This window comes from Bacillus aerius, assembly GCF_029894105.1.
GTDB lineage: Bacteria > Bacillota > Bacilli > Bacillales > Bacillaceae > Bacillus > Bacillus altitudinis.
The window spans coordinates 1-11,718 of record NZ_JARYHO010000002.1 but is presented as its reverse complement, the minus strand read 5'-3'; the positions used below and the strand labels follow the sequence as shown (position 1 = coordinate 11,718).

General features: G+C 36.9%; 10 protein-coding genes and 1 pseudogene. 5 read left to right on the top strand and 6 right to left on the bottom strand.

Annotation, left to right across the window (positions count from 1 at the left end; genetic code table 11):
• A pseudogene (locus M2353_RS20200) lies at window positions 1-268 on the top strand (aspartate phosphatase); the annotation flags it as partial.
• 480 nt (window positions 269-748) lie between these two features.
• Window positions 749-1,771, top strand: coding sequence for a protein rep (locus tag M2353_RS20195; RefSeq protein WP_284726026.1), 1,023 nt, complete (start codon window positions 749-751; stop codon window positions 1,769-1,771).
• Window positions 1,772-1,815: 44 nt separating this feature from the next.
• On the opposite strand, the gene M2353_RS20190 is transcribed toward M2353_RS20195, so the two are convergent.
• The 3 genes from M2353_RS20190 to M2353_RS20180 all read right to left on the bottom strand — a co-directional run bounded on the left by M2353_RS20190 (window position 1,816) and on the right by M2353_RS20180 (window position 3,372).
• Entirely contained in the window at window positions 1,816-2,448 is a 633-nt protein-coding gene (locus M2353_RS20190; protein WP_284726025.1) for a hypothetical protein, read from the bottom strand.
• 53 nt (window positions 2,449-2,501) lie between these two features.
• Window positions 2,502-2,720, bottom strand: coding sequence for a hypothetical protein (locus tag M2353_RS20185; protein ID WP_284726024.1), 219 nt, complete (start codon window positions 2,718-2,720; stop codon window positions 2,502-2,504).
• A 178-nt stretch (window positions 2,721-2,898) separates the two neighbouring features.
• Window positions 2,899-3,372 (bottom strand): DUF3967 domain-containing protein, encoded by a 474-nt coding sequence (locus tag M2353_RS20180; protein ID WP_275552656.1) that lies wholly within the window; start codon window positions 3,370-3,372, stop codon window positions 2,899-2,901.
• Window positions 3,373-5,008: 1,636 nt separating this feature from the next.
• Between M2353_RS20180 and M2353_RS20175 the strand changes: the two genes are divergently transcribed.
• Entirely contained in the window at window positions 5,009-6,127 is a 1,119-nt protein-coding gene (locus tag M2353_RS20175; protein WP_106073181.1) for a response regulator aspartate phosphatase, read from the top strand.
• Window positions 6,128-6,607: 480 nt separating this feature from the next.
• Window positions 6,608-7,630, top strand: a complete 1,023-nt coding sequence (locus M2353_RS20170) for a protein rep (RefSeq protein WP_284726026.1) — start codon at window positions 6,608-6,610, stop codon at window positions 7,628-7,630.
• Window positions 7,631-7,674: 44 nt separating this feature from the next.
• Here the strand turns inward: M2353_RS20170 and M2353_RS20165 are convergent, their stop codons facing one another.
• The 3 genes from M2353_RS20165 to M2353_RS20155 form a co-directional block, all read right to left on the bottom strand.
• A complete protein-coding gene (locus M2353_RS20165) occupies window positions 7,675-8,307 on the bottom strand; it encodes a hypothetical protein (protein ID WP_284726025.1) in 633 nt (210 codons plus the stop codon).
• Window positions 8,308-8,360: 53 nt separating this feature from the next.
• Entirely contained in the window at window positions 8,361-8,579 is a 219-nt protein-coding gene (locus M2353_RS20160; protein ID WP_284726024.1) for a hypothetical protein, read from the bottom strand.
• A 178-nt stretch (window positions 8,580-8,757) separates the two neighbouring features.
• Entirely contained in the window at window positions 8,758-9,231 is a 474-nt protein-coding gene (locus M2353_RS20155) for a DUF3967 domain-containing protein (RefSeq protein WP_275552656.1), read from the bottom strand.
• A 1,636-nt stretch (window positions 9,232-10,867) separates the two neighbouring features.
• On the opposite strand from M2353_RS20155, the gene M2353_RS20150 reads away from it, so the two are divergent.
• A partial coding sequence (locus M2353_RS20150) for a response regulator aspartate phosphatase (RefSeq protein ID WP_284726023.1) occupies window positions 10,868-11,718 on the top strand: 851 nt, incomplete at its 3' end.

Here is an 11,718-nt window from a genome sequence, read left to right as displayed (position 1 = left end):
TGCTGAAAAGTATGATGATTATATGTTTGTCGATCTTTTTAATGTGCTTCATGAGTTATATGTGACGGTTTCGCCTAGTGTTGAAGTCAATCAAAAATTCGATCAACTTTTATATAGTCGTGGTTATCCTTATTTAGAAGACCTAGCTTTAGAGGCTGGAAGATTTTATAATGACATAGAACGATTGGATGATTCTGTATTTTTTTACAAGAAGATGATCCAAGTTCAGAAACTGATTCAAAGGGGCGATTTTGAATATGACGTTTAAAAAAATTATGGCTGCCGTTTTGATTTTAGCTGTGGCTGTTGCGCCAGTTTATGGTTTAGCGACGCAAGATAACAGCGTTTCTGTTGCTTCAAGGAATGCAACATGATGTATCGTATTCGATTTGTAACATGAAAATCGACAGACCTTTAGGGTCTGTTTTTTTTGTTGCTAAAAATCAAAAAAAAATCTCCCCCTGCGGGGAAATTTGGTTTAGTCTTTGGTCTTTTAGGTTTTGAGGTTTTGGTTTTTAAAAAGATGGCGTTTCGCCAGATTTTTGGGCGATTTTGACGGAGTCAGAATCGTGTCTTTTCTTATCTTGATACATATAGAAACACTGTCATTTTGAAAAAACAGAATGAATCCAGTGACATCAATGGTTTAAAGGCATTTTGACAGGTAAAAACTCCATCTGCTATTATTAAGTCACCACAACAAAAATAATAGAGTGCTAGAGGACTAGCTTCAGAAGGAGTTTTTATTTTGACATATTCATCTGAATCGAATTATAGCATCCTTCAGGACAAAACCGCAACAGGTAAAAAGCGGGATTGGAAAGGAAAAAAGATGCGATCTTCACTAATGTCATCTCATTATGAAGGGCTTGAAAAGCGTATCGGTGCGCCTTACTACGGAAAAAAGGCAGAGAAGATATCTAATTGTGCCGAATGTCTTGCGTTTAAAAGAGAAAAAGAAACAGGCAGACTTAAATTATATCAAGCTTATTTTTGTAAAGTGAGGTTGTGCTCTATGTGTGCATGGCGAAGGTCTTTAAAAATTGCTTATCACAATAAGTTGATTGTGGAAGAAGCAAACAGGCAATATAAGCCTGCATGGATATTCCTCACGTTAACAGTTAAAAATGTTGAAGGGGATCAATTGAAACAAACAATTACAGATATGATGCAAGGTTATAGAAAGCTGTTTCAATATAAAAAAGTGAAAACTGGGACACTTGGTTTTTTTAGAGCTTTAGAGATAACAAAAAATCATAAAGAAAATACATATCACCCACATTTTCATGTGCTTATTCCTGTAAAGAGAAATTACTTTGGTAAAAGTTATATTAAGCAAACAGAGTGGACAAGTTTTTGGAAGAAGGCAATGAAATTGGATTACACACCGATTGTGCATGTGCAGCGGGTCAAAGGAAAAAAGGGGATCGATGCGGAAGCGATTGAAAAAGAAGTGCGCGAAGCAATAGAAGAACAAAAAGCGATTCTTGAAATTTCAAAGTATCCAGTCAAGGATACGGATGTGATACGTGGGAATGAAGTGACTGAGGAGAATTTGGATACGGTCTATTACTTGGATGATGCATTAAGTGCAAGGCGTTTGATCGGTTATGGCGGGATCTTGAAAGAGATTCATAAGGAATTGAATTTGACCGATGCTGAAGACGGAGATCTTGTTAGGATTGAGGAAGATGATGATGAGGTGGCTAATGAGACATTTGAGGTCATGGCTCATTGGCATGTTGGCATAAAGAATTACATAATCAAGTAGAAAAGCAGGCTAGAAGATAGCCTGCTTTTTTATGTTGTTTTATATTATTTTTTTGCTACACAAGAAACAGTTCCCATAGGCATATATATTGATCCTATGAATTCACCTTTAAGATAAACTCCTTTTTTATATTTATTGCAAAGATTAAGACCACCTATGCCTAGAGAAGCAACTGCTAAAATTAACATAGTTAAAGCAGTTGGTGATAATCCTAGTTTCATTTTAATTAGGGCTGTAGCTACTCCAACAATTCCGCCACTAAAACCTGAAACATCGTTTATTCTTTGTATTTGTTTTTGAGAAATGTAAATACCACTTGCTTTTTTAGCTAGAGTTGAGATTTCTCCGTTATCTATGATTCTTGAGTTTAATGAATCGCTTTTTTGGTTTTCAGGATTTTCAAGATAGGACTTATAATCTTGATATACTTTTTTTTCTTCAGTTGTAAGAGATTCGATTTTTTTGTTGTTATTATTTTTTAAGTCTTGAAAATCAATCCCTTTAGAAACCATTTTTTCTAGTGTAACTATTAATTTATTAAATTCTTTTTCGAATGTAACAACATCTGTTTGTGTTTTGTTTGATACTTGTGCTTGTGCGTTGATAGGCGAAATTGTTAAAGATAATGTTGAGCATAGGAACACTAAAGTTAAAAATAAAATTCCGTACTTTTTCATAATATACACTCCGATCCTTTTAATAATTTTATTTTATATTTCGATGGTTCTTATCATTTTTCATGTTTTTTTGTTTTATTGAATAAGAAGTCACTCATGAAAAATATGATTAAACCAACCATCAAGATCATAAAATATAAATTAAATCCTGTTTCCTTAAAAAATGAATATAAAGAACTTATAGATAATGCGATTAGATAGAATACAAGTGCTACTCTTGCTGCTTTATCTGTGTTCTTTTTCTCTTCTTTTGTCATTTTTTTAAAAAACAATTTCATTACCTCCATAATAATTACACAATAGTTAATTTATAGAAACCGTTATTTTGTATATTTAAGGTTATTTTAAAGAAAACGATTTTTTAAAATTACTTTATACTGTTTTGACGAATATCGTTAGATTCTATCATACGCAAAAGCAGTGTATAAGTGGACTATTGTCATGGGTGTCCTATTTCCAAAATTGCCACCACTTTTTTTGTTGAGCAGCAGCAATCATTTTTTTTGCTTCAATGGATTCTTTCAAAGCGAGCATGAGATTTTCATCTCGCTTTTTTTGTTGTTCTTCAAATTGTTCGAGTCGTTTTAGGATGGCCTGATTGAATTCCTCTTGTCTTTGAATGAGATCGGCGACATTGACATCTTGTAGCGGTGTAGCGGTATCCGATATGGACAAGTTTGACCGATACAAGGTCGCTACAAGTTTGGCTACTTCTTCTAGTGATTTACCACTCAATTTAGAGTGTGTGTATATATACTCCATAGCGGATAAATCGGACTCATTATACTGACGCCATCCCTTAGTGTCTCTGGCGAAGTTATAGCCGTTTTTCTCAAGCATGGCGGCGTATTTGCGTATCGTGACGCTGGAGACATTGAGCTTGTTTGCAATGTCTTGTGAAGAAAGGTAGGTTTCGGGTTTCATAGCGGGTTCACCTCTTTATGATTCATTCGCTACGGTATACGCTACGCCCTTCTAGATCAAAAGGCAAAATGTTTTTGTTTTGCGTAGCGGGTTGAAAGAGAAAAAATTTGATAAGTGTCGCTGGAGACATTTCGGAAAAGGCGAAAAGAGCATAAGGGAAAACTGCAACCATTTCATGCTTGAAATCACAGGGTGATTTGTTTCGTGGCGGTTGCAATTTTTGAAAAGAATGTGCCTAAAAATGAAAAACTGACACACCTTTTTTTAGGAGAAAAATGCGGTGATGTGTCAGAAACGGCAAAACTGTCACACCATAAAAAGGAAAAACGAGAAGAGCATAAGGGGTTTTTGTCCCCACTTATGGTGTGGAACTAGGCAAAGCCTAGCAAAAAAATGACCCCAAAGAAGTGGTGTAAATCACTCCTGCAGCAGTGGCGATTTTTGAGGTAATCACTTTCCCATCACTACTGAAAAACGAGCCGATCACTGTCGGATCAGTGATGAAAAATGATCGGCCAGTTGCCGACCACTTGTCAAAGTGCCCAGTTATACGCACCAAAAAATGTGCGTGTTTTTAGAAAAGCCAACGGGGGTTTTTCACGAAAGTTTGGTAACGTTTTGTGTTCGAAAAGGAGCGCACCTGCACACAAAGAAAGGGAGCGTTTGCAAAAAAATCAGTAGCAACAAGGGTTCAAAAGCTTTGAATTAAGTTTCGTGTTTGTTTTGTGTTGTTTCGGAAAAGTGTGCACTCAAAAGGAGCGTTACTGTTTAAAAAATGGAGTGAAAAACATGTGGCATGAGTCAACGGTAAGCGGAACGAAAGTGAGCATTAAGGAGTTGACTCATTCACCACATCCAAAGCCTATTGATTCAAACAAACCCCGTTTGTTTGCGCCAGCCGAAGGGGCATCCCCCGAAGATCGGGGGTAGGGGGTTTGAACATTTGCGATCCAACGGGCTGACCGTTGGCGGGTTTGGGCAGAGCCCATAAAGAGTCACTGGAGAACCAGTGCCCACTTATGCACCTGAAAAGTTGCACGTGTATTTTCTCTCCGTTCAAAGCAGAATGCCAGGCATTGTACCGTTGGGAAATTGATGAAAAAATTTGGTGGAAATGATAGAATAAGAGAAAGTTTTATTCATCTGATTGTTTGGCGAAGGTGCGAAGCGAAAAGGCGGCGGTAGTCGCCTGAGTGGCAACGAAAAGCGTAGCACCGAGAGCCAAACGAGAACCCCCCCATGCTAACAGGGGGGTAGTAATGGATGAGAAAACTGTTGGAAACCAATCATATCAAGGGATTGAGCCGTTTTCGTTTTGAAACGGTTTTTAATTAGATGATAAGATGCATGATTAAATACATAAAAATACCGAGGCTGTAATTCTAAAATGCCTCTGAGAGCGTTCAGATTCGATTCTGAGCGCTTTTATTTTTGTTCAGGTAATTGAAGTAGGGGGATGAGCCAAAAACGTTTATAAGGGACTTAAATGCGTTTTTCGTTTAGTCTGCTGAATTCATTTTAAAAAACGTTTGCGAGATACCAAAAATTTTCAAAAATGGAAACGCAAGCAAGTTATAGCCGTATTTCATGTGCTAGGATTTAACATAAAAAAGCGATGTATCGGGGGATTGATGGTATGGGAACTATTGCAGCGCCTGTGGTTGGTCAGAAGATTAATGAGTGGTATCGACATATCAAAAGGTTGAATGTGACAGATGCAGAGATTCTCCGTAACGAAGTTAAGAATGAACTGGATTTGATGGAGGAAGACGAACAGGTTGTTCTTTATTTTCAGCTAATGGAATTTCGCCATGAACAGATGCTTGAATACGTAAATCCATCAAAAAATACTGTCAACAAAGCTGATTATTTGAGAGCTGTCGAAGGTGAAGGGAAAAGGCTTACTGGTATTATGGAGTACTACTTCAATTTTTTCAGAGGGATGTATGAGTTTTCTAAAGGGGAGTACATAAAAGCTATTACATTTTATCGCTATGCCGAAAGAAAACTTGATAAAGTAGCTGATGAATTGGAGCGTGCGGAGTTCTTTTTCAAAATGGCAGAAATCTTTTATCACATGAAGCAAACACATCTATCTATGTATTATGTTGAACAGGCGTATCATGCTTATAAGGCAAACAGTATATATCAAGTTAGGTTAATCCAGTGTAGATTCGTGATTGCGGGAAATTATGACGATCTGGTCAGTTATGAGAAGGCACTTCCCCATTTGAAATTAGCTTTACAGGAATCTATTGCACTTGGCCATGATTACATTACGACTAAGGGTTTGTTGAATTTAGGAAACTGTTTTAATAAACAAGATGATGTTGCGAAAGCAACAGTATATTACCAACGTGCATTAGAGTTAGGCGAGAAGATCGGTGCTAAAGAGGTTGTACAAGCTTGTTATGATTTAGCCATCATTTTCTTTAAGCAGGGACGAAAAGAAGAAGCTCTTGATTATTGTGTGAAAGGAAAAAGCTATGCTGAAAAGTATGATGATTATATGTTTGTCGATCTTTTTAATGTGCTTCATGAGTTATATGTGACGGTTTCGCCTAGTGTTGAAGTCAATCAAAAATTCGATCAACTTTTATATAGTCGTGGTTATCCTTATTTAGAAGACCTAGCTTTAGAGGCTGGAAGATTTTATAATGACATAGAACGATTGGATGATTCTGTATTTTTTTACAAGAAGATGATCCAAGTTCAGAAACTGATTCAAAGGGGCGATTTTGAATATGACGTTTAAAAAAATTATGGCTGCCGTTTTGATTTTAGCTGTGGCTGTTGCGCCAGTTTATGGTTTAGCGACGCAAGATAACAGCGTTTCTGTTGCTTCAAGGAATGCAACATGATGTATCGTATTCGATTTGTAACATGAAAATCGACAGACCTTTAGGGTCTGTTTTTTTTGTTGCTAAAAATCAAAAAAAAATCTCCCCCTGCGGGGAAATTTGGTTTAGTCTTTGGTCTTTTAGGTTTTGAGGTTTTGGTTTTTAAAAAGATGGCGTTTCGCCAGATTTTTGGGCGATTTTGACGGAGTCAGAATCGTGTCTTTTCTTATCTTGATACATATAGAAACACTGTCATTTTGAAAAAACAGAATGAATCCAGTGACATCAATGGTTTAAAGGCATTTTGACAGGTAAAAACTCCATCTGCTATTATTAAGTCACCACAACAAAAATAATAGAGTGCTAGAGGACTAGCTTCAGAAGGAGTTTTTATTTTGACATATTCATCTGAATCGAATTATAGCATCCTTCAGGACAAAACCGCAACAGGTAAAAAGCGGGATTGGAAAGGAAAAAAGATGCGATCTTCACTAATGTCATCTCATTATGAAGGGCTTGAAAAGCGTATCGGTGCGCCTTACTACGGAAAAAAGGCAGAGAAGATATCTAATTGTGCCGAATGTCTTGCGTTTAAAAGAGAAAAAGAAACAGGCAGACTTAAATTATATCAAGCTTATTTTTGTAAAGTGAGGTTGTGCTCTATGTGTGCATGGCGAAGGTCTTTAAAAATTGCTTATCACAATAAGTTGATTGTGGAAGAAGCAAACAGGCAATATAAGCCTGCATGGATATTCCTCACGTTAACAGTTAAAAATGTTGAAGGGGATCAATTGAAACAAACAATTACAGATATGATGCAAGGTTATAGAAAGCTGTTTCAATATAAAAAAGTGAAAACTGGGACACTTGGTTTTTTTAGAGCTTTAGAGATAACAAAAAATCATAAAGAAAATACATATCACCCACATTTTCATGTGCTTATTCCTGTAAAGAGAAATTACTTTGGTAAAAGTTATATTAAGCAAACAGAGTGGACAAGTTTTTGGAAGAAGGCAATGAAATTGGATTACACACCGATTGTGCATGTGCAGCGGGTCAAAGGAAAAAAGGGGATCGATGCGGAAGCGATTGAAAAAGAAGTGCGCGAAGCAATAGAAGAACAAAAAGCGATTCTTGAAATTTCAAAGTATCCAGTCAAGGATACGGATGTGATACGTGGGAATGAAGTGACTGAGGAGAATTTGGATACGGTCTATTACTTGGATGATGCATTAAGTGCAAGGCGTTTGATCGGTTATGGCGGGATCTTGAAAGAGATTCATAAGGAATTGAATTTGACCGATGCTGAAGACGGAGATCTTGTTAGGATTGAGGAAGATGATGATGAGGTGGCTAATGAGACATTTGAGGTCATGGCTCATTGGCATGTTGGCATAAAGAATTACATAATCAAGTAGAAAAGCAGGCTAGAAGATAGCCTGCTTTTTTATGTTGTTTTATATTATTTTTTTGCTACACAAGAAACAGTTCCCATAGGCATATATATTGATCCTATGAATTCACCTTTAAGATAAACTCCTTTTTTATATTTATTGCAAAGATTAAGACCACCTATGCCTAGAGAAGCAACTGCTAAAATTAACATAGTTAAAGCAGTTGGTGATAATCCTAGTTTCATTTTAATTAGGGCTGTAGCTACTCCAACAATTCCGCCACTAAAACCTGAAACATCGTTTATTCTTTGTATTTGTTTTTGAGAAATGTAAATACCACTTGCTTTTTTAGCTAGAGTTGAGATTTCTCCGTTATCTATGATTCTTGAGTTTAATGAATCGCTTTTTTGGTTTTCAGGATTTTCAAGATAGGACTTATAATCTTGATATACTTTTTTTTCTTCAGTTGTAAGAGATTCGATTTTTTTGTTGTTATTATTTTTTAAGTCTTGAAAATCAATCCCTTTAGAAACCATTTTTTCTAGTGTAACTATTAATTTATTAAATTCTTTTTCGAATGTAACAACATCTGTTTGTGTTTTGTTTGATACTTGTGCTTGTGCGTTGATAGGCGAAATTGTTAAAGATAATGTTGAGCATAGGAACACTAAAGTTAAAAATAAAATTCCGTACTTTTTCATAATATACACTCCGATCCTTTTAATAATTTTATTTTATATTTCGATGGTTCTTATCATTTTTCATGTTTTTTTGTTTTATTGAATAAGAAGTCACTCATGAAAAATATGATTAAACCAACCATCAAGATCATAAAATATAAATTAAATCCTGTTTCCTTAAAAAATGAATATAAAGAACTTATAGATAATGCGATTAGATAGAATACAAGTGCTACTCTTGCTGCTTTATCTGTGTTCTTTTTCTCTTCTTTTGTCATTTTTTTAAAAAACAATTTCATTACCTCCATAATAATTACACAATAGTTAATTTATAGAAACCGTTATTTTGTATATTTAAGGTTATTTTAAAGAAAACGATTTTTTAAAATTACTTTATACTGTTTTGACGAATATCGTTAGATTCTATCATACGCAAAAGCAGTGTATAAGTGGACTATTGTCATGGGTGTCCTATTTCCAAAATTGCCACCACTTTTTTTGTTGAGCAGCAGCAATCATTTTTTTTGCTTCAATGGATTCTTTCAAAGCGAGCATGAGATTTTCATCTCGCTTTTTTTGTTGTTCTTCAAATTGTTCGAGTCGTTTTAGGATGGCCTGATTGAATTCCTCTTGTCTTTGAATGAGATCGGCGACATTGACATCTTGTAGCGGTGTAGCGGTATCCGATATGGACAAGTTTGACCGATACAAGGTCGCTACAAGTTTGGCTACTTCTTCTAGTGATTTACCACTCAATTTAGAGTGTGTGTATATATACTCCATAGCGGATAAATCGGACTCATTATACTGACGCCATCCCTTAGTGTCTCTGGCGAAGTTATAGCCGTTTTTCTCAAGCATGGCGGCGTATTTGCGTATCGTGACGCTGGAGACATTGAGCTTGTTTGCAATGTCTTGTGAAGAAAGGTAGGTTTCGGGTTTCATAGCGGGTTCACCTCTTTATGATTCATTCGCTACGGTATACGCTACGCCCTTCTAGATCAAAAGGCAAAATGTTTTTGTTTTGCGTAGCGGGTTGAAAGAGAAAAAATTTGATAAGTGTCGCTGGAGACATTTCGGAAAAGGCGAAAAGAGCATAAGGGAAAACTGCAACCATTTCATGCTTGAAATCACAGGGTGATTTGTTTCGTGGCGGTTGCAATTTTTGAAAAGAATGTGCCTAAAAATGAAAAACTGACACACCTTTTTTTAGGAGAAAAATGCGGTGATGTGTCAGAAACGGCAAAACTGTCACACCATAAAAAGGAAAAACGAGAAGAGCATAAGGGGTTTTTGTCCCCACTTATGGTGTGGAACTAGGCAAAGCCTAGCAAAAAAATGACCCCAAAGAAGTGGTGTAAATCACTCCTGCAGCAGTGGCGATTTTTGAGGTAATCACTTTCCCATCACTACTGAAAAACGAGCCGATCACTGTCGGATCAGTGATGAAAAATGATCGGCCAGTTGCCGACCACTTGTCAAAGTGCCCAGTTATACGCACCAAAAAATGTGCGTGTTTTTAGAAAAGCCAACGGGGGTTTTTCACGAAAGTTTGGTAACGTTTTGTGTTCGAAAAGGAGCGCACCTGCACACAAAGAAAGGGAGCGTTTGCAAAAAAATCAGTAGCAACAAGGGTTCAAAAGCTTTGAATTAAGTTTCGTGTTTGTTTTGTGTTGTTTCGGAAAAGTGTGCACTCAAAAGGAGCGTTACTGTTTAAAAAATGGAGTGAAAAACATGTGGCATGAGTCAACGGTAAGCGGAACGAAAGTGAGCATTAAGGAGTTGACTCATTCACCACATCCAAAGCCTATTGATTCAAACAAACCCCGTTTGTTTGCGCCAGCCGAAGGGGCATCCCCCGAAGATCGGGGGTAGGGGGTTTGAACATTTGCGATCCAACGGGCTGACCGTTGGCGGGTTTGGGCAGAGCCCATAAAGAGTCACTGGAGAACCAGTGCCCACTTATGCACCTGAAAAGTTGCACGTGTATTTTCTCTCCGTTCAAAGCAGAATGCCAGGCATTGTACCGTTGGGAAATTGATGAAAAAATTTGGTGGAAATGATAGAATAAGAGAAAGTTTTATTCATCTGATTGTTTGGCGAAGGTGCGAAGCGAAAAGGCGGCGGTAGTCGCCTGAGTGGCAACGAAAAGCGTAGCACCGAGAGCCAAACGAGAACCCCCCCATGCTAACAGGGGGGTAGTAATGGATGAGAAAACTGTTGGAAACCAATCATATCAAGGGATTGAGCCGTTTTCGTTTTGAAACGGTTTTTAATTAGATGATAAGATGCATGATTAAATACATAAAAATACCGAGGCTGTAATTCTAAAATGCCTCTGAGAGCGTTCAGATTCGATTCTGAGCGCTTTTATTTTTGTTCAGGTAATTGAAGTAGGGGGATGAGCCAAAAACGTTTATAAGGGACTTAAATGCGTTTTTCGTTTAGTCTGCTGAATTCATTTTAAAAAACGTTTGCGAGATACCAAAAATTTTCAAAAATGGAAACGCAAGCAAGTTATAGCCGTATTTCATGTGCTAGGATTTAACATAAAAAAGCGATGTATCGGGGGATTGATGGTATGGGAACTATTGCAGCGCCTGTGGTTGGTCAGAAGATTAATGAGTGGTATCGACATATCAAAAGGTTGAATGTGACAGATGCAGAGATTCTCCGTAACGAAGTTAAGAATGAACTGGATTTGATGGAGGAAGACGAACAGGTTGTTCTTTATTTTCAGCTAATGGAATTTCGCCATGAACAGATGCTTGAATACGTAAATCCATCAAAAAATACTGTCAACAAAGCTGATTATTTGAGAGCTGTCGAAGGTGAAGGGAAAAGGCTTACTGGTATTATGGAGTACTACTTCAATTTTTTCAGAGGGATGTATGAGTTTTCTAAAGGGGAGTACATAAAAGCTATTACATTTTATCGCTATGCCGAAAGAAAACTTGATAAAGTAGCTGATGAATTGGAGCGTGCGGAGTTCTTTTTCAAAATGGCAGAAATCTTTTATCACATGAAGCAAACACATCTATCTATGTATTATGTTGAACAGGCGTATCATGCTTATAAGGCAAACAGTATATATCAAGTTAGGTTAATCCAGTGTAGATTCGTGATTGCGGGAAATTATGACGATCTGGTCAGTTATGAGAAGGCACTTCCCCATTTGAAATTAGCTTTACAGGAATCTATTGCACTTGGCCATGATTACATTACGACTAAGGGTTTGTTGAATTTAGGAAACTGTTTTAATAAACAAGATGATGTTGCGAAAGCAACAGTATATTACCAACGTGCATTAGAGTTAGGCGAGAAGATCGGTGCTAAAGAGGTTGTACAAGCTTGTTATGATTTAGCCATCATTTTCTTTAAGCAGGGACGAAAAGAAGAAGCTCTTGATTATTGTGTGAAAGGAAAAAGCTA